Below are 22,377 nucleotides of genomic sequence, written 5' to 3' on the forward strand. Positions count from 1 at the left end.
CATCTGGACCTCACCCACCGGGCACACCTATGTCACCTACCCCGGCAGCCGCCACCTGTTCCCGGCATTGTGTAAACCCACAGCCACGCTATGGCACAGCGAACCACCCACACCCGAACCCGCCACCAAGCGCGGGGCGATGATGCCCAAACGCCGACACACCCGCGCCCACAACACCGCCAAAGCCAAAGCCGCCGAACGGCGACTCAACGACGCCCACGTCGCCGAACGCAACAAACCGCCACCGTTCTAAGGTCAGCGACTACGACGCGACGGCGAAAAGCTTCCACACACCGGGCACGCCCTTGAGCTCGTAAATCCCGCGCTCGTCGAACTCCAGCCCCGACCCGATCACCAGATCGCGCAACGTGCTCGACACCAACACCTCGCTCGCCCCGGCCAATGCACTCACCCGCGCACCGATATGCACACCGATCCCGCCGATGTCATCACCGCGCACCTCGCATTCGCCGGTATGCAAACCGGCACGCACCTCGATGCCCAGCGCCTGCACCGCGTCGCGGATCGCCATCGCACAGCGGATCGCGCGCTGCGGGCCGTCGAACATCGCCAGGAACCCATCACCCGTCCTGTTCACTTCGCGGCCCCGAAAACGCGCCAGCTGCGACCGCACCACAGCGTCATGCGCATCAAGCAACGCATACCAGTCACGGTCGCCGATCTCGGCGGCCCGGCGCGTCGAGTCCACGATGTCGGTGAACAGCACCGTGGCGAGAACCCGATCATCGGCCACTTCTGCCTGGTGTCCGGTGAGGAACTCGGCGATCTCCTGGAAAGACGCGCGCCACGGTTCGACGAAGTGGTTGGCGTTGCGCCCTGGGAGTCCAACGTATTTCGCGCCCGGTATGCGATCAGCGAGGTCCTTGCCCCACTCGGGCGGGATCAGCGAATCGTCGGTGTGGTGGAGGACGAGAGTCGGGACGCGGACGGCTGGAAGCAATGCCCGCACGTCCATTTCGGCCAGCAGCGGCATCATGAGGGCGACGGTTCCTGGGCTCGCCGCCAGGCGTTCATAGCGTGCCGACGCTGCCCGGATCTCCTCGTTCCACGGCATGTCGGGATTCATCGCATGCTGGAACTCGCCCGTCCCCCAGATGGCGACCAGGGCGGCCAAAATCTGCTCGGGTGTGGGTCCCTCGGTGCGCTCAGCCACCGGATTCGCGTAACCCTCCAGCACGACCAGCGCGGTCGTGCGGGATGGATGTGTTGCCGCGAACAGCGCACCTGTCGCGGCACTGCCGGACATCGCGAGCAGGACCGCTTCACGACTCCCGAGATCGTCCAACACCGCGGCGATGCTGTCGGCCCACTGCTCCAACGTCGGCAGCGCGCCCGACGTGACGGGATCAGACTGTCCGGTACCCGGCTGGTCGAAGAAAATCAGTCGACCGAGCGATGTCATCGCCTCGATCCACCCTCGAAGGGGCGGCTGTTCAGGAGTGTCCTCACAGGTGCTGAACCACCCTGGGACGAGCACTATGTCGCGAGCACCAGGTGGTGACGCGCGATAGGCGACACGCAAACCGCCATTCATCGCATAGCGCGTCTCCGAGAACACCGCAGAAGTCTAAGTCCCAGGAAGCGCGTCGACAGCCGTTTATGCTGTTCAAGAGCGTTTCGTTGAAGCGTACTTCACGTAATCGCTACCACCACCTACTGAAAACGTTCTGGAACGCACTGGGCGGCTGGCGTGACCGCCAACTGCCCGACGGCACCATCGTGTGGACCAGCCCGACCGGATACACCTACACCACCCACCCCGGCAGCCTGCACCTGTTCCCGAGCTTGTGTGCACCCACCGCCACCCTGTGGACCGGGAACCCACCCACCGTAAAACCCACAGGCGACCGCGACGCGATGATGCCCAAACGCCGCCACGCCCGCGGGCACAACACCGCCCAAGCCAAAGCCGCCGAACGACGACTCAACGACCCCCACGTCGCCGAACGCAACAGGCCGACACCCTTTTAGGCGTATTGCAAGTTGTTACGAGGCGACGGCCAACAGCCGCCATTCACCCGGCACGCCTTTTAGTTCATGCGAGCCGCGGTCTTCGAACTCCAGCCCCGACCCGATCACCAGATCGCGCAGCGTGCTCGACACCAGCACCTCATTGGGCCCAGCCAACGCGCTCACCCGCGCCCCGATGTGCACGCCGATCCCGCCGATGTCATCGCCGCGCACTTCGCATTCGCCGGTGTGCAACCCGGCGCGCACCTCGATGCCCAGCGCCTGCACCGCATCGCGGATCGCCATGGCGCAGCGGATCGCTCGTTGCGGGCCGTCGAACATCGCAAGGAAGCCGTCACCCGAGGTGCTCACCTCACGGCCCCGAAAGCGAGCCAGCTGCGACCGGACAACGGCGTCGTGCGCATCAAGCAACGCATGCCAGTCACGGTCACCCATCTCTGAGGCGCGGCGCGTGGAGTCCACGATATCGGTGAACAACACGGTGGCGAGAACACGGTCATCGGCCAGGTCGGGCTGCTGGCCGGTGAGAAATTCGGCGATCACCTGGAACGAATCGCGCCACGGTTCCACGAAGTGGTAGAAGTTGCGTCCGGGGAGCTCAACGTATTTGGCCCCCTGTATGTGATCGGCGATGTACTTGCGTGTGTGCCCCCAAGTCGCGTGCACGGGGTGGTCGGTGTGCTGCATGACCAGGGTAGGGACGCGGATTGTCGGAAGAACCGCCCGCACATCCAAATCCGTCATCAACGGCAGCATCATCTCCACCATCGCGGGGCTCGCCGCCATGCGCTCGTGTCGGGCCCACGCTGCCCGGATCTCCTCGTTCCACGGCATATCCGGATTTAAGAAATGCTCGACCTCGCCCGTGCCCCACATGGCTGCCGACTCAGCAACGCTTTCGCGGGCGCGTTCGACGGTTGTTGTATCCGCGTAGCCTTCCAGCGCAATCAGTGCAGTCGTACGGGACGGATGTGTAGCCGCGAACAGCGCACCGGGCGCAAACGCGTTGAAAAGGCTGCACAGTATTACCGCTTCGCGGCTGTCGAGATCGTCCAACACCGCTGTGATGCTGTCGGCCCATTGCTCCACGGTGGGCAGAGCACCCGGCGTGACCGGATCAGACAGTCCGCTGCCCGGATGGTCGAAGAAGATGATCCGACCGAGCGATGTCATCGCCTCGACCCACCCTTGAACGGACGGTAGTTCTGGAAGGACCTCGCAGCAGAAGAACCAGTTCGGGACGAACACAATGTCGCGAGGACCTTCACGCGAAGCCCGATAGGCGACCCGCAAGTCACCATTTCTCGCGTAGCGCGTCTCCGAGAGCATTGCGGAAGTTTAAGCCGACGAGCAGGTGGGTGGTGCGCATCGGCAGCGTTTATGCTGCTCACAAGAGTTCCCCTGAAGTGTTCTTCGGCCAGTCGCGGCCACCATCTGCTCAAAACGTTTTGGGCCGGCCGGTGCGGCTGGCGCGATGAACAACGACCCGACGGCACCGTGGTGTGGACTGACCCGCACGGCCAAACCCAGCTAACCCGGCCGGGCAGCTACGCGCTGTTCCCGTCGCTGTGCCGACCCACCGCACCAGTGGTCCTGACCACCACTGACAAGGCCGCAGCCCGCAGGCCAACCAGCGTGCGGGCTGACCATGCCCCGCCGGCGACGCACCCGCGCACAAAACCGCGCCCAACACATCACAGCCCAACGCGCCCGCAACCACCAACTGATCGAGGATCGCGGAAATGATCGCCCCGAAGCGAACTTCCCGGCAAGACCCAGACCACCGGGAAACGACGACCCACCGCCGTTCTAGGCGATGTGGAAGTCGCGATCTTCAGGTCGCGAAAGCATGGCGGTCATCGTCTTGCGGTCATACGGCCAGAGGTCGATGTTGCCCTCATCGGTCAGGTACCAGGAGTTGCATCCGGTGTTCCACACCGTCGGCCCGAGCGCGGCGGCGACATCGTCGTTGAACTTCGTGGTCGCCTGTTCTGTCACCTCGACGGTGGTGAATTCGCCTGCCCTGAAACGACGTAACCATTCGACGATGTACTTCGCGGTCAACTCGGCGGAGAAGTGCAGCGGAATGGATCCGGTCGGGGAGTTGGGGCCCAGCACCGTGAAGAAGTTCGGAAAACCCGATATCGCGGTCATCCGGTATGCGCGCGGTCCTTTCGACCAGGCGTCGTTGATGGTCAGTCCGTCCCGGCCGCGGATGTTCATCGGCCGCATGTAGTTGTGTGTATGAAAACCGGTCGCCAGGATCAGCAGATCCACCTCGATCTCGCGGCCGTCGGTGGTCTCGATGCCGCGCGGGGTGATCCTATCGATCGCAGACGTCACTAATTCTGCGTTAGGCGACTGGATAGCCCGGTAATAGGTGTCCGAGACGACCTGGCGCTTGCACAGCGGCTGGTAATCAGGCGTAAGGCGCTGCCGCAGTGCGTCATCGCGGATTTGCAGACGCAGACACCAGCGAGCGTAGTTCTGAAGCAGTCGTCTGCGCCATGACGGCTTCGTGGCGACATCCGCCAGAATGCCTGAGCTCCAGAGCAGTCCGCTGTGCAGGCGCTGATTAGCCAACGGCAGTTTTCGGAGCGCCCGACTCAGCAGATTTGGCTGTGCCAGCCCTATCGGCGCCCAGATCACCCACTGCGGGGTTCGGACGAAATGCGTGATGTGTGCGGCGACGCGGTGCAACGCCGAAATGATCTGCACGCCGGTGGAACCGTTACCGATTACGGCGATCCTGCGGCCGGATGTGGCGACAGTGTCATCCCATTGCGCGGTGTGCATGACGTCACCGTCGAAGCTGTCGAGACCCGGTATGTCTGGCGTGAACGGGTGATGCAACACGCCCGTCGCGGCGATCACGAAGTCTGCTTCTCGCTTCCTGCCGTCGGCGGTGACCACCTCCCAACTAGCACCGCTGAAGACGGCCGACACGACTTCGGATCGCAGACGCAGCCGATCTTCGAGACCGAACTCCTCGACGACCTTCCGCAGATAGCGCTGGATCTCGTCACCCGGCGCGAACACCCCGCTCCAGTCGGGTTTCGGCGCAAAGGAGAACTGGTACAGCTGCGACGGCACGTCACACGTCAGGCCGGGGTAGTGGTTCCAATGCCAGACGCCGCCGACATCGTTGCCTTTTTCGAGGATGGTGAAGTCGTTGAACCCCGCGCGCGCCAGCGTGACCGCCGTCGCGATCCCTGCCATACCCGCACCGATGATCACGACCCTGGGTTGCCGTGTCATCGTCGCTCCCTTGCCTGTGCCTCGATCGCCCTGTCATAGTCGCCGCGGACATCCTGCTCAACGGAGGTCAGAGCTCGGCGATCGCCAATCGTCCTGCGGGCCAATCCCATCACGGCATCGGGAGTGATTGCGCGAAGAAGATCCCAGCCGGCGAGATAACGGGGCACGGCGATCTCAGCGCGACGATTGGCCACGCTGCGGACGATCGCCGACGCCACCGATTCGGGCTCGACGGTCGGCACACCCCGCCCCAGCGGCACCCCGGAAGTGAGCCGGGTTCGCACGGCGCTGGGCAGGACAGCCGTCACGCTGACACCCGTATCGCGATACTCCTCGCGGACCGCAGCGGAGAGTCCGACAGCGGCGAACTTGCTGGCGTTGTAGACCGCCATGCCGGGGACGGCGAGCTTTCCCGCCATGGACGCGACGTTCACGATGTGTCCACGGCCGCGTTCGAACATGTGCGGCAACACGACTCGCATGCCGTGGATCGAGCCCCACACGTTCACTTCGAGTGTGGTCCTGCTGATCGCGTCGTCTTCGGATACGAAGTCCCCCAGCGGCATGACTCCGGCGTTGTTGACGAGCACATCGACACGGCCGTAACGATCGATCACCGCCGCGACGAACTCTGCGAAGGAGTTCCGTGATGTCACGTCCACGGTGTAACTGGCCCCGTCGAGATCACCTGCACACACCGTTGCTCCGCGAGCGGCGAACAGGTCCACGGTCGCCTTGCCGATTCCGCGTGCGCCGCCGGTGACCACCACGATCGCGTCGTCAACCTCGATCTTCGGGTAGAGCATCGCACCCCCATACTCATTTCGAAAACCGACGGTATCGGGAAGCCATTGGTATGTCAACGGCTAGGATAGCAGCCATGGCACGCATGACCCGCGCCGAGCGTCAGGCTCAGACGAGGACACAGTTGATCGCGACCGCACGACAGATGTTCTTCACCGACGGCTACCACCCGACATCGCTGGAGAAGGTGGCCGACGCCGCCGGCTACTCGAAGGGCGCCGTGTACTCGAACTTCCGCAACAAGGACGAACTCTGTGCTGCCGTTCTCGACGGGATAAGGGATGAGCGCCTGACCGACGCCATCGGGCTGTTCACGCAGCCCGACAGGTTCGAGGCGCTACGCGACTGGGCCGAACGCGTCATCGGCGACCCGGGGTGGACGCCGCTGGAAGCCGAGTTCGCGATGCACGCGCGGCTGAACGAGAAATCGCGCACCGACATGGCGGCGCGGCTGGACGGCATCATCGAAATGCTTGCCACGAGTTTCGAAGCCGCCGACGACATCGATATGAAATTGCCCGGACGCGAGGCCGCCACCACGATGCTCGCCCTGGGCATAGGCCTCGGGCTCATGCGGTCGATCGACCCGTCAATTCCCGTCAACGGGCTGGTCGACTGTCTCCGGCTGCTGGCCGGTCAATCCGTCTAGCCTGCGCCTGGTTTCTGGCATGCTGGGTGCCATGACTGAGCCGCAGTTCGGTGGCAACGAGGGATCTCCGCCTCCCCAACAACCGCAAAATCCGCCGCCGCCTCCTCCCGGCTATGCACCCCAGCCGCCGGGCTATCCGCCGCCGGGCCAGTACGGCCAGTACCCGCAGGCCTACACGGATCCGTCGGCGCCGTACGGTCGCCATCCGATGACCGGCGAGCCCCTGTCCGACAAGTCGAAAACCGTAGCCGGCCTGCTTCAACTCATCGGTTTGTTCGGCCTTGTCGGCATCGGACGCATCTACCTCGGTTACACCGGCCTCGGTATCGCGCAGCTGCTGGTCGGCCTTGTCACGTGCGGTATCGGGGCGGTGGTGTGGGGCATCATCGACGCCGTGCTGATCTTCACCGACAAAGTGCGTGATCCGGAGGGACGTCCCCTTCGTGAGGGCACCTAGCGCGACCGCCAGCCGCGCCCGGCGCTACGGCGCACTCGGTACGGGCGCGCTGCTCGGCGGCGCCGTCGCGTACGTCGGCCTGGCCGATCCGCACAATCCCGACTTCGTCTTTCCCGCATGCCCGTTCAAGCTTTTGACGGGCTGGAACTGCCCGGCGTGCGGCGGACTCCGGATGACCCACGACCTGCTGCACGGAGATGTCGCAGCCGCCGCCGTCGACAACATCTTCCTGCTCATCGGGTTGCCGGCGTTGCTGGCATGGGTCGTGCTGCGGTGGCGGATCGGGAGGCCGATGTTTCCGGCGCAGGCGATCGCCGTCATCGCGGTGCTCGCAGTCGCGTGGACTGTGGCGCGGAACATGCCCGGCTTCCCGCTGATCCCGACGATTCTCGACGGGTAGCAACGAGCTGCGCTCATATGGGTTCAGTTTCGGGCGCCCTTCCGCTGGCCGTCGTGACGGACACCAATCGGGACTATGCTCAGAAGTCGTGACTAGACGCGGAAAGATCGTCTGCACTCTCGGCCCGGCGACGAGTGAGGACCACGTGGTCAGGGCTCTCGTCGAGGCCGGAATGGACGTCGCCCGGCTCAACTTCAGCCATGGTGAGTACGCCGACCACGAGGCTCACTACAAGCGGGTGCGCGCGGCGTCGGACACCACCGGGCGTGCGGTCGGAATCCTCGCTGACCTGCAGGGCCCCAAGATTCGTCTCGGACGGTTCGCCGCAGGCCCCACCTATTGGGCGAACGGCGAGACCGTTCGTATCACCGTCGACGACTGCGAGGGCACCCACGACCGAGTCTCGACCACCTACAAGAATCTCGCCAAGGACGCTTCGCCGGGGGATCGGCTGCTCGTGGACGACGGCAACGTCGGCCTGATCGTCGAGCACGTGGACGGCAACGACGTGGTGTGTTCGGTCACCGAGGGTGGTCCCGTCAGCAACAACAAGGGACTCTCGATGCCGGGCATGAACGTGTCGGTGCCCGCCCTGTCGGAGAAGGACATCGAAGACCTCGAGTTCGCGCTCCGGCTCGGAGTGGACCTCGTCGCGTTGTCGTTCGTGCGGTCGCCCGCCGACGCCGAACTGGTGCACGAGGTGATGGACCGCGTGGGTCGACGGGTACCGGTGATCGCCAAGTTGGAGAAGCCCGAGGCGGTCGACAATCTGGAAGCCATCGTGCTGGCTTTCGACGCGATCATGGTCGCGCGCGGCGATCTCGGGGTCGAGCTGCCGTTGGAAGAGGTGCCGCTGGTACAGAAGCGCTCCATCCAAATGGCAAGGGAGAACGCGAAACCCGTCATCGTCGCCACCCAGATGCTGGAGTCGATGATCGAGCACTCACGGCCGACGCGTGCGGAGGCCTCCGACGTGGCCAACGCCGTGCTCGACGGGGCGGACGCGGTGATGCTGTCCGGCGAAACGTCGGTGGGCAAGTATCCGCTCGAGGCGGTCAAGACGATGGCCCGCATCATTTCGGCGGTCGAGCAGAACTCGGTCGTCGTTCCGCCGCTGACGCACGTGCCGAGAACCAAGCGTGGCGTCATCTCCTATGCCGCCCGCGACATCGGCGAACGGCTCGACGCCAAGGCGCTGGTCGCCTACACGCAGTCGGGCGACACCGTCCGTAGGCTGGCGCGGCTGCACACCCCGCTGCCTCTTCTGGCTTTCACCTCGCTGCCCGAGGTGCGGAGCCAACTGGCGCTGAGCTGGGGTACCGAGACGTTCATCGTGCCGCACATCGATACCACCGACGGGATGATCCGTCAGGTCGACAAATCCCTTCTCGAGCTCGGTCGATACAAGCGCGGCGACCTGGTGGTGATCATCGCTGGCGCTCCGCCGGGCACAGTAGGCTCGACCAACCTGATCCATGTGCACCGGATCGGGGAGGACGACGTTTAGCTAGAAGGAGCCGCAGTGCCGCTTGGAGATTTCGAAGAGCTGCTCGCGGTACTGGAACTCAATCGGATCGACGACGACACCTTCGTCGGGCGCCACCCCAGCAAGAACCCGCCGCGCACTTTCGGCGGTCAGATGATGGCGCAGGCCTTCGTGGCGGCCGCCCGCAGCCTGCCCCGCGAGCTTCCGCCCGGGTCGATCTCTGCGCATTTCATCACCGGCGGTGACCCGACCAAGGATCTGGAGTTTCGCGTCGTCCGGCTGCGTGGCGAGCGCCGCTTCGCCAACCGTCGCGTCGATGTCATGCAAGGCGACGATCTGTTGACCACGGCGATGGTGTCGTTCGTCGACGGCGGGCGCGGGCTCGAGCACGCGACCGGAATGCCGTATGTGCCAGAGCCGTTGTCGCTGCCGAAGATTGACGATCTGCTCGTCGGCTACGAGGAGACGGTGCCGCACTTCGTCGAGGCGCTGAGGCCCATTGAGTGGCGTTACACCAACGACCCGGCGTGGGTGATGCGCGACAAGGGTGAGCGACTGGACCACAATCGGGTCTGGCTCAAGGCCGACGGCCCGATGCCCGACGATCCGGTGTTGCACAGTGCCGCGCTCGTGTACTCGTCTGACACCACGGTCCTCGACTCGATCATCACCACTCATGGCCTGTCGTGGGGTTACGACCGCATCTTCGCTGCCACCGTCAATCACTCGGTGTGGTTCCACCGTCCGATCCGGTTCGACGAATGGGTGCTGTACTCGACGACGTCTCCGGTGGCGGCCGACTCGCGCGGTCTGGGCACAGGGCATTTTTTCGACCAGTCCGGGCTGATGGTGGCTACCGTGGTTCAGGAAGGCATCATCAAGTACTTCCCGGATGCGAAGCGATGAAGGTAGGAACGCGGCTCCGAGCCAGCGAGCGGGTCGTCGTGCACGTCGATTCGCCTGCCGTCCGCTGGATCAGCGCGCTGGCAGTGCTCAGCCTGTCCGGCTGGCTGTTCCTGCTTTACAAGGATTACGGCTGGTCCTTGGCCATTTTGACGGCCGTGGTGCTGATCGCGCGGGGCATCTTTCTCGGCAGACCCGTGACGGCGGGGCACGCTGTTGCGGCGATGGGCGTGTGCATCGTCGGAGTCGTGACGGCTTTCCTGTCGTTCGATTTGCTCGGCAACCTCCTGCTGGTGGCCTCCGCGATGCTGCTGATGTGGCCGACGTCGGCGCGGCCGAACCCGGCCGACCTGCCCCGGGTATTCCGGTTGGTGGATGCGACGGCCGGGGACCCGCTCGCACCGTTCGCGATGCAGCCGTCGAAGTGCTTCCACTTCAGCGCCGACGGCACCGCGGCGATCGCCTACCGCACCCGGCTGGGTTTCGCGGTGGTCAGCGGCGACCCGATCGGTGACGAGGCCCGATTCGAAGCGCTGGTCGCAGATTTCGCGGCGCTGTGCCATATGAGAGGTTGGCGCATCGTCGTGCTGGGTCGTAGCCAACGCAGGGTAGGCCTGTGGTCGACCGCGGCCGTGTTCGGCCGGAAATTCACACCGGTGCCCATTGGCCGCGACGTGGTGATCGAAGTCGCGACTTTCGAAATGGCGGGACGCAAATACCGCAATCTCCGTCAGGCCGTGCAGCGCACCAGAAATTGCGGCCTGACCACCGAAGTCGTTGACGAGCAACGCCTCAGCGACACTGTGCGCGCCGAACTGACCGAGGTGATTCTCGCCTCACCGAGCGGGTCACGCACCGAGCGTGGGTTCTCGATGTCGCTCGATGGGACGCTCGAGGGCCGCTATCCCGGTATCACGCTGATCGTCGCCCGCGACGGGGCAGGCCGGGTGCAGGGTTTCCACCGGTATGCCACCGTCGGTGGCGGCACAGAGGTGACCCTCGATGTCCCGTGGCGGCGGTGCGGTGCACCCAACGGCATCGACGAACGGCTGTCTGTGGACATGGTTGTCAAGGCCAGAGAGCAGGGCGCACAAAGGCTTTCACTCGCCTTCGCAGCCTTCCCCGAAATCTTCACCGACAAGCATCGCAACCTGGCGCGCAGCCTGGTTTTCACCGCGGTGCACCTCGGCGACCCGTTGATCTCGCTCGAGTCCCTCTACCGATATCTACGGAAGTTTCACGCGGTGGGCGATCGGCGCTATGTGATGGCAACGCTCACCCAGGTGGTGCCGTTGTTGATCGTGCTGCTGTCGCTCGAGTTCATGCCTCGGCGAAGACATCTGGTTAGGACGTCGGTCGGGGCGTCGTGAGCGTGACGCTGAACTGGTCCTCGACCCGGTTCTGGAACTGGTCCGCGCACTGCTGTACGGCGTCCTGGTCCGAGCCCGCGTCGGACAGGCACTGCATGTAGTCGGTGCCGCCCACCTCGTTGAAAACCCATAACGACAACACGATGACGACGATGGCCTCGATGATGCTGAGGATGCCGAGCACGATGCCTGCGATGGCGATACCGCCGTTGGTTGCCTCTCCCCGTTTGGCGCGCTGCCAGCCGAGGAACCCGAGAATCACTGCGACGATGCCGAGCACCACGCCCCCGACGACGGAAATCAGGGCGACGATCGCAACGACGAGCGCCGCGATGCCCAGGCCGTTCTTCGGCGCCTGCGGCGGCAAGTCGTAGCCCGCGTAGGGCTGGGGTGGAGGGGGCGGATAACCGCCGGGGTAGCCGCTACCAGGGGTGGCGGCGGGTACTGAGGGTACTGCGGGTGTTGAGGCGGCTGTGGGTCGGTCATGGCGCCGGGGGCTCGGCAGGTGCCGAGGGCTCCACACGTGCCGATCGATCCGCGGGGGTGCCGGGTGCGGCGACCGTCTTGGCGGCCTTGCGAATGCCGAACGCCGACACGACCTCGAACACCCCTAGGACGATTAACGACACACCGGCCACGATGGCCAGGGTGATGATCGATTCAAGGGGAGAGGCCATCACGACGACGCCCGCGATGAGGCTGATCACGCCGAAGAAGATGTTCCAGCCTCTGGCAGGCAGAGTGGGGTCGCTGATGGCGGCCACCGCGGTCGCCACACCGCGGAAGATGAAGCCGACGCCGATCCAGATGGCCAGCAGCAAAACCGCATAGCCCTCGCCGAGATGGCGGAACGCGAGCACGGCGAGGATAAGAGCGGCGGCGCCGCTGATGAACAGCAGAACCCTGCCGCCCGCGTTGACGTGGAGGCTGAACGCCATGACGACCTGGGAGATGCCGGTCACCAGCAGATACGCACCGAACACGATCGCCGTGACCAGAAGCGAGATTCCCGGCCAGGCAATCACGGTGATGCCGAGTATCACCGCGAGTAACCCGGAAAGCAGCGCCGACTTCCAAAGGTGTGGCAACAGAGGTGGAGCAGCAGCGTAGGTAGTCATTATCGAAGTGTTTCACAGCGCTTGCGGCACGGATAAGAAATTGCGAGCAACGCGCGGGAAATTCGGTCCGCCAGCACAATAAGCGGAAGCGCGGCGCAATCACGCCGTCGCGCACTAACCTTCCGTACGTTAACTGCCCAATGCAGAAAGTAGAGGCAACCGTGTCAGGTGGATCGGAAATCCGTCGGGGGACGTTGTGGCGCATCGCAGCGATATTTGCTGCGTCCGCCACCCTCGCCGTATCAGGCTGTTCGGCCGGCAGCGATTCGGGGTCAAGCGAGTCGTCGAGCGCGGCCCCGTCGGTGAGCGCCGAGAAGGTTGATGCGATCGCGAACACTGTGCCCGAGGCGATCAAGTCATCCGGGAAGCTGATCGTCGGCGTCAACATTCCGTACGCGCCCAACGAGTTCAAGGACCCCAGCGGCAAGATCGTCGGCTTCGACGTCGATCTGGTGAACGCGGTTGCGGCCACCCTCGGCCTCGAGGCGGAGTATCGCGAGGCGGACTTCGCGAAGATCATCCCGTCCATCCAAGGTGACACCTTCAACATCGGCATGTCGTCCTTCACCGACACCAAGGAGCGCGAGCAGAGTGTCGATTTCGTCACCTACTTCTCCGCGGGCATCCTGTGGGCGCAGCGGCCTGGCACCCCTATCGATCCGAACAACGCGTGTGGCAAGAAGGTCGCGGTCCAAGCCACCACGACAGAGGAGACAGAAGAGCTGCCCGCCAAGAGCAAGGCGTGCACGGATGCAGGCAAACCCGCTATTCAGATCATGTCCTTCGACGGGCAGGACGCCGCCACGAACGCCGTGGTGCTCGGGCAGGCCGACGCCATGTCGGCGGATTCACCTGTCACCTCGTATGCGATCAAGCAGAGCAACGGCAAGCTCGAAGCCGCGGGCGAGATCGCTGACGCCGCGCCCTACGGCTGGCCGGTGAAGAAGGGTTCGCCGCTCGGGCAGTCGCTCAAGCAGGCGCTCGAGCACCTGATCGAAAACGGTAAGTACAAGGAGATCGCCAGCAACTGGGGTGTCGAGGCAGGGATGATCGACAAGCCGGTGATCAACGGCGCGATCAACTAGGTTTACGGATCCGACTATGACTGATGTCGACACGCCGCCGGCCACTTCTCCAGCCGCGATCGATGCCGTTCCACTGCGCCATCCGTGGCGGTGGGTGGCGGCGGTCGTCATCATCATCTTGGTGGCGCTGTTCCTGTACGGCGCCGCGACCAACGACGCCTACAGATGGCAGATCTTCGCCAAGTACGTCTTCAACGAGCGGGTGCTGGCAGTTGGACTGGTCAACACCCTCCAGCTGACCCTCTACTCGATGGTGCTGGCGATCGCGCTCGGTGTGCTTCTGGCGGTGATGCGCTTGTCACCGAATCCGATCTTCAAGGCGGTGTCCTGGGTCTATCTGTGGATCTTCCGCGGCACTCCGATCTACGTGCAGTTGGTGTTCTGGGGGCTTGTGCCCACGATCTACCAGAACATTCAGTTGGGCGTCCCGTTCGGGCCCTCGTTCTTCGCGGTAAACCTGCAGGCGCTGTCCATCCCCTTTCTGCTGGCGATCCTCGGCCTAGCACTCAACGAAGCCGCCTATATGGCCGAAATCATCCGTGCGGGAATCAGTTCCGTCCCGGAAGGCCAGCTCGAGGCATCCACGGCGCTGGGCATGTCGTGGGGGATGGCCATGCGCCGAACGGTGCTACCGCAGGCGATGCGGGTCATCATCCCGCCGACCGGCAACGAAGTCATCAGCATGCTCAAGACGACGTCGCTGGTCACTGCCGTGCCCTTCACGCTGGACCTGTACGGAATCGCCTCTCGCGAGATCGCCGCCCGCGAATTCGAGCCCGTACCACTGCTACTGGTCGCTGCGTTCTGGTATCTGGTGGTGACCAGTGTTCTGATGGTCGGTCAGTATTACCTGGAGAGGTACTACTCCCGCGGTGCATCACGAAAACTGACCGGCAGGCAACTCGAGGCGCTGGCCAAGGCGCAGATACAGAACCCGGGGATGTGACCAGATGACGCCGATGGTGAAGGCCGAGGAGGTCTGCAAGAGCTTCGGGGCGTTGCACGTCCTCAAGGGCATCACCTTGGAGGTCGGCAAGGGCGAGGTGCTCTGTATGGTCGGGCCTTCGGGCTCGGGCAAGTCCACTTTTTTGCGCTGCATCAACCACTTGGAAGTGGTCAATGCGGGCCGACTCTACGTCGACGGCGACTTGATCGGCTACCGCGAGTCCGGTTCCAAGTTGCACGAGATATCACCGCGTGTCGCCGCGAAGCAGCGCCGCGATATCGGCATGGTCTTTCAGCATTTCAATCTGTTCCCACATCGCACCGTGCTGGGCAACATCATCGAGGCGCCGATGAAGGTCAAGGGAGTGAAGAAGGACGCCGCCCTTGCGCGGGCCAGGGACCTGTTGAATCAAGTGGGGATGGCGGAAAAGGCCGATGCCTATCCTGCGCAGCTGTCCGGAGGCCAGCAGCAGCGGGTGGCGATCGCCCGTGCGCTCGCGATGAGTCCCAAACTCATGCTGTTCGACGAGCCCACGTCGGCGCTGGACCCCGAACTCGTCGGTGAGGTCCTCGCGGTGATGAAAAAGCTTGCCGAAGAGGGCATGACGATGGTGGTGGTGACCCACGAGATGGGCTTCGCGAGGGAGGTTGCCGACCAACTCGTCTTCATGGACGCGGGCGTCGTTGTCGAGAGCGGACCGCCGAGGGACGTGCTCTCCAACCCCCAACACGAGCGAACGAAGGCATTCCTCTCCAAGGTGCTCTAGTGGCCCTGCCGGCGATGACACCGGATCCGGTCACCCCGTTGTGGCGGGCCGCGCAGGTATTCCGCTTGCTGAGTTGCCTTTACGCGCTCGGCTTCCAGATCGCGATCAACGACGATCTAGAGCATCCGACGATCGGGTGGCTGCTGTTCGCGGCGTTGATCGCATGGAGCACCGCGTGTGCATACGCCTACCTGAAGGGGTTCGGTCGCCGTCTCACCTGGGTGCTGGCCGAATTCGCCGTCGTGGCGGCGCTGATGCTGTCCACCGAGTTCGTCGCCTCCGAGCAGTGGGCGCTGAACAACCAGTCCTGGCCTACCACGCTGTGGGCGACCAACGCGACGATATCCGCCGCGATACTGCTCGGGCCGATCTACGGAATGCTCGGAGGTGTCGTGATCGTCGCGGCCAGCACCCTGGCCAAGGGGGTGCTGAACTACGACCTCGGCCGGAACGCGACGGTCGTCATCGAACTCGCCGTCGGCCTCGGTGTCGGTATGGCGGCGCAGACAGCGCGCCGCGCACACGCCGACCTGGAACGCGCCGCACGGCTGACGGCGCGGACCGAGGAGAGGGAACGGCTGTCCCGGCAGGTGCACGACGGCGCCATCCAGGTGCTCGCCCTGGTATCCCGTCGCGGTCGCGAGATCGGCGGTGAGACAGCGGAACTCGCCGAACTCGCCGGTGAGCAGGAGCGTGCGTTGCGTCGTCTTGTCAGCTCCGCGGATGTCGAACCGAGAGTCGGCGAGCTGACCGACATCGGCGCGTTACTGCGGCAACGGGCAACGGATCGAGTATCGGTGAGTGTGCCCGCCGAACCGGTGCTGCTCGACGCGACCGTCGCCGAGGAACTGTCCGCAGCGGCGGGCAACGCTCTCGACAACGCCGCCGCGCACGCGGGACCCGACGCGAAGGCCTATGTGCTGTTGGAGGATCTGGGCGAGTCGGTGACGGTGAGCATCCGCGACGACGGTGTCGGAATCGCGGACGGCAGACTCGAGGAGGCGGTCGGCGAGGGTCGGTTGGGGATCGCCAAATCCATTGTAGGGCGGATGAATTGGCTCGGCGGCAGCGCGAAGCTGCAAACCGGGCCGGGATGCGGGACGGAATGGGAACTGACGATACCCCGACGGTGATGGTGGTCGACGACCATCCGATCTGGCGCGACGCGGTCGCCCGCGATCTCGCCGACGACGGTTTCACCGTGGTCGCCACCGCAGACGGTGTGGCGTCGGCCCGGAGGCGGGCCGCGGTCGTCAAACCCGACGTCGTGGTGATGGACATGCGACTGCCCGACGGCGACGGGGCGCAGGCGACCGCCGAGGTGCTGACTGTCTCGCCGTCGTCGAGGATCCTCGTGCTCTCCGCCTCCGACGAGCGTGACGACGTGCTGGAGGCCGTGAAGGCGGGCGCCACCGGGTACCTGGTGAAGAGCGCATCGAAGACCGAACTCGGCGACGCCGTGCGGGCGACGGCCGACGGGCGCGCGGTGTTCACCCCCGGCCTGGCCGGGCTGGTGCTGGGGGAGTACCGGCGGATTGCGCAGGGGCCGGAGTCGAAGTCGGCGCCGAGCCTCACCGAGCGCGAGACCGAGATCCTGCGCCATGTCGCCAAAGGATTGACCGCCAAGCAGATTGCGGCCCGACTGTCGCTGAGCCACCGCACGGTGGAGAACCACGTGCAGGCGACGTTCCGCAAGTTGCAGGTCGCCAACCGCGTCGAGTTGGCGCGGTACGCCATCGAACACGGGCTCGATGACTAGACGGGCCGCGGATTCGGGTAGTCCTACTCATCCGCCGCATGCCCGCCTGTTGCGACGATGACGCCATGACCGCACCTGCGCATGCCGTCGTTTCCCGGCTCTCAGCCGATTTCGCCGCAATGTCCGAGCAATTCGCCAAGGTGTCTGCCGATCTGAATGAGCTGGATCGCGTACTGGCGCAACGCCCCTTCACGCCGCTGCCCGCACCGCAGCCTGCCGCCCCTTATCCACCGCCGCACCCGCAGTCGTACATTCCGCCGGCCGCGGTGTACGTCCCACCGCCCCCGCCGCCGCGGGCACCCAGGCCGCCGCGTGACGCCAGCTGGATCGGCAAGGTGCTGGCCGTCGCCGGGGTGGCCGTGACGCTTGTCGGCGTCGTCCTGCTGCTGGTGCTCGCGGCGCAGGTCGGCATCCTGCGACCCGAAATCCGGGTGGGTGCAGGAGCTTTGCTCGCCGGCGCGCTCGTCGTCGTCGCGGCCCGCCTGAACGGCCGTCCTGGCGGACGGGTCGGCGCTATCGCGCTGGCAGCCACAGGCATCTCCGCGGCCTACATGGACGTCATCGCCGTCACGACCATCTACCACTGGGTGCCCGCATCCGTCGGCCTGGTGATCGCCGCCCTGATCGGCGGCGGCGGCCTCACGCTGGCGCGCCGTTGGGACTCTCAGCACCTTGGCCTTCTCGTGCTCGTCCCGCTGATCGTGCTCGCCCCGATCGTGAGCGACGGCATCACGATGCTGCTGATCGCTTTCATGCTCGCCATCTCGGCGGCATCGCTGCTCGTCCAGCTCGGCAAGGACTGGATCTGGCTGCACGGCGCACGCATCGCCGCTCCGACCTTGCCCTTGCTGGTCGCGTTGATCGCGGCCCGCATCGGCGACGGCAACGACGCCTGGCTGGCGGGTGGATGCGCGATCGCGGCCACGCTCGCTGTCGTCGGCGCGCTGCTCTTGCTGCCGTCGACCCACAACCGGATCCCGATGGCGCTGCTGACCGTCGTCGGCGTCTTCCCGGTGCTCTGCACATCGAACGCGCTGGCACCGGCCGTGGCTGCGTTGATGGCCGCCGGATTGGCTGCGGCGCTGCTCGCGATCGTGCTCGTCGGCGAGCGGCTGCCTGGAGTCACGGCGAGCGTCCGTCACATCTGGTCGGCCGCCTCGGCGGTGTCTGTGCTGATCGCGGTGACGGTCGCCTTCGACGGTGAGATCGCTGCGCCGGTGCTGCTGGCGCTGGCCGTGGTGGTCGCCGTCGCGGGCCGTCGCGACAACACCGCGCGGTTCGTGGCCCTGGGTTTCGGCCTCATCGGCGGGCTGCTCTATCTCAGCTACGCGCCACCGACATCACTGGTCCGTGCCACGCCGTTGTCGACACCGGATTCGGTCGCCATCCTGGCGTCGAGCACCTTGTTGATCGCGGCGGTAGTGGCCATCATCTGGTCCTCGATCGGGAGGAGCGTACTCGCCCCGGATGCGGTCCGCGTCCTGATGGCGTGCCTGGCGATGGCTGTCGTGTACTCGGTGACAACGTTCACCGTCACCGCGGGCGTGCTGGCAGGCGGCGAAAGCGGTGGCTTCTTCGCCGGCCACATGGCCGCCACGATCTGCTGGATCGCAATGGCCGCCACACTCTTCGTGTACGCCGCGAGGCGCGCCCGCGATGACCGGTCCCTGCCGATCGCCGGCGGGCTGGCGCTCGTCGCGGGCTCGATGGCCAAGCTGTTCCTGTTCGATCTGGGCACGCTCGACGGCATGTTCAGGGTCGCGGTATTCATCGTCGTGGGTCTGGTTCTGCTCGGCATGGGGGCCGGGTACGCCAGGCTGCTCGCACAGCAGGATCAGCAGGACGTGTGAGGCCACTCACACCATAATTTGGAGTGATTCCAGAATACTGCTCGTTGGACTAGGCATGAGCACACGTCGAACTGAAGCGGAAATTCGGAACTTCCAGGCATCCACCGAGCTCAGTGGCAACCTGCAGCGCGTCCTGGTGGACCTCATCGAACTCCACCTGCAGGGTAAGCAGGCACACTGGACCGTCGTCGGGACCAACTTCCGCGACCTACACCTGCAGCTCGACGAACTCGTCGATTTCGCCCGCGAGGCCAGCGACACCATCGCCGAGCGCATGCGCGCACTCGACGTCGTCCCCGACGGACGCTCTGACACCGTGACTGCGGGCACGTCTCTGCCGCAGTTTCCGGCTTACGAGCACAGCACCGCCGAGGTCGTCGATCTGATCACCGCCCGCGTGTACGCGACGGTTGAAGCCCTGCGCGCGGTGCACGACGAGGTCGACGCGGAGGATCCCAGCACCGCCGACATCCTCCATCAGCTCATCGACGGGCTGGAGAAGCTGGCCTGGCTGATCAAGTCCGAGAACCGCAAGGTGTGATCGGGCCCGCGCGTGGATGCCGACGATTTGGGTATTCCACGCGCGTGACAGTGACGAGAGACATCCACGCCTCGCGAAGGCAGGTGTGGGACGTGATCGCGGATGGATGGACCTACTCGCAGTGGGTGGTCGGTAACAGCCGTATGCGGGCGGTCGACCCGAACTGGCCTGAGGTGGGCTCGACGATCCGCCACTCGATCGGCGTCTGGCCACTGGTGATCGACGACGAGTCGGTCGTCGAGGAGAGCGTGCCGCAGGAGAAGCTTGTGCTGCATGCCAAGGGCCAGCTCGGTGGAGCTCGAGTCGTGCTGCGGCTCAGCGACATTCCGGACGGCTGCCGGGTGACGATGGAGGAGTATCCGGTCAGCGGGCTGGGCGCGCTTGTGCCACGCAAAGTCGGCGACCTGGCCGCGTGGCCGCGCAACCGGGAGACGGTGTGGCGGCTCGCGGCGATCGCCGAGCGTCTCAAACCGACTGAGCTGTCGTCGGACGACTGACCTCTTTCAGCTCCGTATTCAGCGGGCGGTCGCCGGTGCGCCTGCCGACCAGATACCAGGTGTGCATGGGTCCCTTGCCCTTGATGTCCACGAGGCCGCGCTCCTCGAGCACGTACTCGTGCTTCAGCCGTTCATAAACCGGCTGCGGCACCTGTATCCGACCTTCGACGTCGGTCGACTCCATCCGGGACGCGACGTTGACCGCGTCACCCCAGACGTCGTAGAAGAATTTGCGGGCCCCGACGACGCCGGCCACCACCGGCCCCGCTGCCAGCCCGATGCGCAAAGGCACATCGCGGCCCTGTGGATCCTTCAGGTCGGCGACCGCCTCGGCCATGTCCAGGGCCAGACAGGCGATGGCCTGGACATGGTCGTGCCGTGGCTCCGGGACACCGCTGACCACCATGTAGGAGTCACCGCTCGTCTTGATCTTCTCCAGCCCGTGCTTGTCGACGAGCGCGTCCAGGTCGGTGTAGAGCGTGTCGAGGAACCGGACGAGATCGCTGGGCGTCGTATCGCTGGCCCGCTTGGTGTAGCCCGCGATGTCGGCGAACAGGATCGAGGCGTCGTCGTATTTGTCGGCGATGATGTTGCGACTCGGGTCTTTGAGCCGGGCGGCGATGGACGCAGGCAGGATGTTGGTCAACAGCGACTCGGACCGCTGATACTCGGCCTCCATCGCCTTTTCGGCACGGTCGATCTCGCGCATCGCGAACCAGATCGTGGCCATCACCATGACCGCGGACCCGACGACAGAGCTGATGAAGCCGACGGTCAGTGTCCACGGCGGCCCGAGACCCCTGTCGTTGGGCACGAACAGCTCGAGGGCGATGGTCCCGGCCATCCCGAACGCCACGATCGTCGACGCCAGCACGATGCGCTCGATCCCGAACACGAGCACCACGAGCGTCGCCGAGACAAGGAAGTAGAACTGCAGACCCGACCCGGTGCCCATCGTGTAGCAGATGAACCCGACCGATGCGTATGCGGATGCGAAGAATGTGAGCGGTGCGATCAGCTCGCCGAACCGGTACAGCAGCGGCATCGCGACGAAGATCGCGGCGAAGACCAGGTTGAGCACGCCCACCCACCAGGCAGGGCCGCCGAGCACCAGTTGAAAGATGCCGAACACGGCGCTGATCATCGCGGCGATCCACGCTGCGATCTTGAGGACTCGGAAGCGACTGGAGACGCTTTCGGCGTAGTGCTGCGTCCGGGCGGGCACCACACTCTTCAGTGCCAGCTCGGGCATACAGACCGACCGCGCCCTGCGGGTCATGGCAGAAGCCTACTTCGCGGGGTCGGTCGACAGGCCCGTGATGTCGCAGGCGCGCGGCCGATCCTCGGCGGCCTGCTCTGGCGGCGCGGCACCAATGTCGGCGCGGTGGCGGCGATGGCCGTCGGCACCGTCGTGACCCTCGCAACGATGATCATCGTCGGTGACATCTTCGCGAACGAGCCGATCTACTTCGGGCTGGCGTCGGGTCTGGTGGTTTTCGTATCAGGCAGTTTGCTGAGTAGGCCGACGGCGAACGATGTGATGGCGGAGTGGGACCGCAGGAGCAGGGCCGAGAGCGCGGCACCCGCGCCTGTGACGGATGCGACAATATAGGTCCGCGTTGTAATGTCAGTTCCCTGCCGTTGGCTTGACCGTGGGGGACGAGGGCTTGGACCGGCTGTGGTTTCGAAGCGCGGCAATCTGCTGTGCCTTCGCCTCGTGTGCGCTGGCGGCCGGACCGGGCTTCGCAGGCGTTGCGGTGGCCCATGCGGATCTCTTCGGAATCGACTTCTTCGGTGACGATGACAAATCCGATCTGCATCACCCGCGGCCGGGTTCGGAGGTCAGCGCGCAGTCGACACGGCCGCAACCGGGATCGCTGCCGCCGAGGCCCCGACAGCCAGGATCGGCAGCACGCCCGACTACGGCGGAGTCTCCGAGACCGCCGCGATGCGCTCGCTGGCGAGCGTTCCTGAAGCCGGGGTGACCGCTACGGGCGGCGGTGGAAGCACGCCGCGAACGAACGCCACAGGAAGGCCTGCGAATCTGCCGCGGGTGTCCTCGGCTCCGGCGACACGCAGCGTCGTGATCCGCAGGGTTCCCCGGCCGGTATCCGCTGGGCCCGCCGAGGCTGCGCCGGCGCTGCCACGGTCGCCCGTCGCGGCCTTGGCCGCGCCGCCACCCGAGTTCACGGAACCGGAGGTAAGACCGGCGCCGGCCGGGCCGCCCGCACCGGCGTCGGCCGTACCCGGGGCGAAAGACCCGCTGGCGCCCGGCGACTCGGGGGCTGCGCGGGTGCCCGAGTCCTACCGGGCCGGATATGCGGAATACCTCCGCTCGGCCGATACCGCCGACATGCTCGTTGCCGCCCTGCCAGGTGCGGCCGGTATCGCAGGATTCACCCTGGTCGGCGCCTATGCCGGCTATCGCCAGGCCAGGACTCTGCAGAAAGCGCTTTTGGCCCCGGCGCCGACCCGTATCCTGCTGTGAGCGCGGCT

The 22,377-nt window shown here is 65.3% G+C and carries 25 protein-coding genes; 17 read left to right on the top strand and 8 right to left on the bottom strand.

Annotated features, from left to right (window positions below; all coding sequences use genetic code 11):
- Positions 1-262 precede the first annotated feature (262 nt).
- Positions 263-1,579: an adenylate/guanylate cyclase domain-containing protein gene (locus C6A82_RS12980; RefSeq protein ID WP_105349452.1), complete on the bottom strand. Its 1,317-nt coding sequence runs from the start codon at positions 1,577-1,579 to the stop codon at positions 263-265.
- A 62-nt stretch (positions 1,580-1,641) separates the two neighbouring features.
- On the opposite strand from C6A82_RS12980, the gene C6A82_RS12985 reads away from it, so the two are divergent.
- Positions 1,642-1,992 carry a hypothetical protein gene (locus C6A82_RS12985; protein WP_396836797.1) on the top strand — a complete coding sequence of 117 codons (351 nt, stop codon included), beginning with the start codon at positions 1,642-1,644 and terminating at the stop codon, positions 1,990-1,992.
- A 15-nt stretch (positions 1,993-2,007) separates the two neighbouring features.
- On the opposite strand, the gene C6A82_RS12990 is transcribed toward C6A82_RS12985, so the two are convergent.
- The 3 genes from C6A82_RS12990 to C6A82_RS13000 all read right to left on the bottom strand — a co-directional run bounded on the left by C6A82_RS12990 (position 2,008) and on the right by C6A82_RS13000 (position 6,056).
- Positions 2,008-3,321 (bottom strand): adenylate/guanylate cyclase domain-containing protein, encoded by a 1,314-nt coding sequence (locus C6A82_RS12990; RefSeq protein WP_105349451.1) that lies wholly within the window; start codon positions 3,319-3,321, stop codon positions 2,008-2,010.
- Between the two features lie 480 nt (positions 3,322-3,801).
- A complete protein-coding gene (locus tag C6A82_RS12995) occupies positions 3,802-5,250 on the bottom strand; it encodes an NAD(P)/FAD-dependent oxidoreductase (protein ID WP_105349450.1) in 1,449 nt (482 codons plus the stop codon).
- Positions 5,247-6,056, bottom strand: a complete 810-nt coding sequence (locus tag C6A82_RS13000) for an SDR family oxidoreductase (RefSeq protein ID WP_105349449.1) — start codon at positions 6,054-6,056, stop codon at positions 5,247-5,249. Before C6A82_RS13000 ends, C6A82_RS12995 begins: the two co-directional genes overlap by 4 nt.
- A 74-nt stretch (positions 6,057-6,130) precedes the next feature.
- Here C6A82_RS13000 and C6A82_RS13005 point away from each other — a divergent pair, with 74 nt between their 5' ends.
- From C6A82_RS13005 to C6A82_RS13030, 6 genes are all read left to right on the top strand, one after another.
- Complete coding sequence (locus C6A82_RS13005) at positions 6,131-6,703, top strand: TetR/AcrR family transcriptional regulator (RefSeq protein WP_105349448.1); 573 nt, start codon at positions 6,131-6,133, stop codon at positions 6,701-6,703.
- A 31-nt stretch (positions 6,704-6,734) separates the two neighbouring features.
- Positions 6,735-7,160, top strand: coding sequence for a TM2 domain-containing protein (locus C6A82_RS13010; protein ID WP_105349496.1), 426 nt, complete (start codon positions 6,735-6,737; stop codon positions 7,158-7,160).
- Complete coding sequence (locus tag C6A82_RS13015; RefSeq protein WP_105349447.1) at positions 7,147-7,560, top strand: DUF2752 domain-containing protein; 414 nt, start codon at positions 7,147-7,149, stop codon at positions 7,558-7,560. Before C6A82_RS13010 ends, C6A82_RS13015 begins: the two co-directional genes overlap by 14 nt.
- 88 nt (positions 7,561-7,648) lie before the next feature.
- Positions 7,649-9,067: a pyruvate kinase gene (gene pyk, locus C6A82_RS13020; protein ID WP_105349446.1), complete on the top strand. Its 1,419-nt coding sequence runs from the start codon at positions 7,649-7,651 to the stop codon at positions 9,065-9,067.
- A 15-nt stretch (positions 9,068-9,082) separates the two neighbouring features.
- Positions 9,083-9,952, top strand: coding sequence for an acyl-CoA thioesterase II (locus tag C6A82_RS13025; protein ID WP_105349445.1), 870 nt, complete (start codon positions 9,083-9,085; stop codon positions 9,950-9,952).
- Positions 9,949-11,319: a bifunctional lysylphosphatidylglycerol flippase/synthetase MprF gene (locus tag C6A82_RS13030; protein WP_105349444.1), complete on the top strand. Its 1,371-nt coding sequence runs from the start codon at positions 9,949-9,951 to the stop codon at positions 11,317-11,319. The genes C6A82_RS13025 and C6A82_RS13030 overlap by 4 nt, the downstream gene beginning before the upstream one ends.
- Here the strand turns inward: C6A82_RS13030 and C6A82_RS13035 are convergent.
- Positions 11,294-11,686: a DUF4190 domain-containing protein gene (locus C6A82_RS13035; RefSeq protein WP_233217203.1), complete on the bottom strand. Its 393-nt coding sequence runs from the start codon at positions 11,684-11,686 to the stop codon at positions 11,294-11,296. The two genes, C6A82_RS13030 and C6A82_RS13035, sit on opposite strands and share 26 nt — an antisense overlap.
- A 115-nt stretch (positions 11,687-11,801) precedes the next feature.
- The gene (locus C6A82_RS13040) at positions 11,802-12,410 is read right to left on the bottom strand and encodes an HdeD family acid-resistance protein (RefSeq protein ID WP_105349495.1); all 609 of its coding nucleotides are present in this window, start codon (positions 12,408-12,410) and stop codon (positions 11,802-11,804) included.
- 167 nt (positions 12,411-12,577) lie between these two features.
- On the opposite strand from C6A82_RS13040, the gene C6A82_RS13045 reads away from it, so the two are divergent.
- The 8 genes from C6A82_RS13045 (at position 12,578) to C6A82_RS13080 (ending at position 19,881) form a co-directional block, all read left to right on the top strand.
- Positions 12,578-13,522, top strand: a complete 945-nt coding sequence (locus tag C6A82_RS13045; RefSeq protein WP_199193997.1) for an ABC transporter substrate-binding protein — start codon at positions 12,578-12,580, stop codon at positions 13,520-13,522.
- Between the two features lie 16 nt (positions 13,523-13,538).
- Positions 13,539-14,468 (top strand): amino acid ABC transporter permease, encoded by a 930-nt coding sequence (locus C6A82_RS13050; RefSeq protein ID WP_105349442.1) that lies wholly within the window; start codon positions 13,539-13,541, stop codon positions 14,466-14,468.
- Positions 14,469-14,481: 13 nt separating this feature from the next.
- Positions 14,482-15,234: an amino acid ABC transporter ATP-binding protein gene (locus tag C6A82_RS13055; protein WP_199193999.1), complete on the top strand. Its 753-nt coding sequence runs from the start codon at positions 14,482-14,484 to the stop codon at positions 15,232-15,234.
- A 14-nt stretch (positions 15,235-15,248) separates the two neighbouring features.
- Entirely contained in the window at positions 15,249-16,367 is a 1,119-nt protein-coding gene (macS, locus tag C6A82_RS13060; RefSeq protein WP_199194000.1) for a MacS family sensor histidine kinase, read from the top strand.
- Positions 16,340-16,993: a response regulator transcription factor gene (locus C6A82_RS13065; RefSeq protein ID WP_105349493.1), complete on the top strand. Its 654-nt coding sequence runs from the start codon at positions 16,340-16,342 to the stop codon at positions 16,991-16,993. Before macS ends, C6A82_RS13065 begins: the two co-directional genes overlap by 28 nt.
- 65 nt (positions 16,994-17,058) lie before the next feature.
- A complete protein-coding gene (locus C6A82_RS13070; RefSeq protein WP_105349492.1) occupies positions 17,059-18,843 on the top strand; it encodes a DUF2339 domain-containing protein in 1,785 nt (594 codons plus the stop codon).
- A 55-nt stretch (positions 18,844-18,898) separates the two neighbouring features.
- The gene (locus C6A82_RS13075) at positions 18,899-19,384 is read left to right on the top strand and encodes a Dps family protein (RefSeq protein WP_105349440.1); all 486 of its coding nucleotides are present in this window, start codon (positions 18,899-18,901) and stop codon (positions 19,382-19,384) included.
- Between the two features lie 44 nt (positions 19,385-19,428).
- A complete protein-coding gene (locus tag C6A82_RS13080) occupies positions 19,429-19,881 on the top strand; it encodes an SRPBCC family protein (protein WP_105349439.1) in 453 nt (150 codons plus the stop codon).
- Here the strand turns inward: C6A82_RS13080 and C6A82_RS13085 are convergent.
- The gene (locus C6A82_RS13085; RefSeq protein WP_233217201.1) at positions 19,850-21,160 is read right to left on the bottom strand and encodes an adenylate/guanylate cyclase domain-containing protein; all 1,311 of its coding nucleotides are present in this window, start codon (positions 21,158-21,160) and stop codon (positions 19,850-19,852) included. The two genes, C6A82_RS13080 and C6A82_RS13085, sit on opposite strands and share 32 nt — an antisense overlap.
- A gap of 105 nt (positions 21,161-21,265) precedes the next feature.
- Here C6A82_RS13085 and C6A82_RS13090 point away from each other — a divergent pair, with 105 nt between their 5' ends.
- Entirely contained in the window at positions 21,266-21,493 is a 228-nt protein-coding gene (locus C6A82_RS13090; RefSeq protein ID WP_311101823.1) for a hypothetical protein, read from the top strand.
- A 308-nt stretch (positions 21,494-21,801) separates the two neighbouring features.
- Here the strand turns inward: C6A82_RS13090 and C6A82_RS13095 are convergent, their stop codons facing one another.
- Entirely contained in the window at positions 21,802-22,071 is a 270-nt protein-coding gene (locus C6A82_RS13095; protein ID WP_105349438.1) for a hypothetical protein, read from the bottom strand.
- 103 nt (positions 22,072-22,174) lie between these two features.
- Between C6A82_RS13095 and C6A82_RS13100 the strand changes: the two genes are divergently transcribed.
- Positions 22,175-22,369 carry a hypothetical protein gene (locus tag C6A82_RS13100; RefSeq protein ID WP_142406071.1) on the top strand — a complete coding sequence of 65 codons (195 nt, stop codon included), beginning with the start codon at positions 22,175-22,177 and terminating at the stop codon, positions 22,367-22,369.
- Positions 22,370-22,377 lie beyond the last annotated feature (8 nt).

Origin of the sequence: Mycobacterium sp. ITM-2016-00318 (genome assembly GCF_002968285.2) — a bacterium.
Taxonomy (GTDB): Bacteria; Actinomycetota; Actinomycetes; order Mycobacteriales; family Mycobacteriaceae; genus Mycobacterium.

Bases quoted from the DNA above. Each gene is read 5' to 3' on its own strand.
- C6A82_RS12995 (WP_105349450.1), bottom strand. From the start codon at position 5,250: ATGACACGGCAACCCAGGGTCGTGATCATCGGTGCGGGTATGGCAGGG.
- C6A82_RS13045 (WP_199193997.1), top strand. From the start codon at position 12,578: ATGCAGAAAGTAGAGGCAACCGTGTCAGGTGGATCGGAAATCCGTCGG.
- C6A82_RS13070 (WP_105349492.1), top strand. From the start codon at position 17,059: ATGACCGCACCTGCGCATGCCGTCGTTTCCCGGCTCTCAGCCGATTTC.
- C6A82_RS13065 (WP_105349493.1), top strand. From the start codon at position 16,340: ATGGGAACTGACGATACCCCGACGGTGATGGTGGTCGACGACCATCCG.
- C6A82_RS13010 (WP_105349496.1), top strand. From the start codon at position 6,735: ATGACTGAGCCGCAGTTCGGTGGCAACGAGGGATCTCCGCCTCCCCAA.
- C6A82_RS13050 (WP_105349442.1), top strand. From the start codon at position 13,539: ATGACTGATGTCGACACGCCGCCGGCCACTTCTCCAGCCGCGATCGAT.
- C6A82_RS13005 (WP_105349448.1), top strand. From the start codon at position 6,131: ATGGCACGCATGACCCGCGCCGAGCGTCAGGCTCAGACGAGGACACAG.
- macS (WP_199194000.1), top strand. From the start codon at position 15,249: ATGACACCGGATCCGGTCACCCCGTTGTGGCGGGCCGCGCAGGTATTC.
- C6A82_RS13085 (WP_233217201.1), bottom strand. From the start codon at position 21,160: ATGACCCGCAGGGCGCGGTCGGTCTGTATGCCCGAGCTGGCACTGAAG.
- C6A82_RS13000 (WP_105349449.1), bottom strand. From the start codon at position 6,056: ATGCTCTACCCGAAGATCGAGGTTGACGACGCGATCGTGGTGGTCACC.
- C6A82_RS13075 (WP_105349440.1), top strand. From the start codon at position 18,899: ATGAGCACACGTCGAACTGAAGCGGAAATTCGGAACTTCCAGGCATCC.
- C6A82_RS12990 (WP_105349451.1), bottom strand. From the start codon at position 3,321: ATGCTCTCGGAGACGCGCTACGCGAGAAATGGTGACTTGCGGGTCGCC.
- C6A82_RS13030 (WP_105349444.1), top strand. From the start codon at position 9,949: ATGAAGGTAGGAACGCGGCTCCGAGCCAGCGAGCGGGTCGTCGTGCAC.
- C6A82_RS13055 (WP_199193999.1), top strand. From the start codon at position 14,482: ATGGTGAAGGCCGAGGAGGTCTGCAAGAGCTTCGGGGCGTTGCACGTC.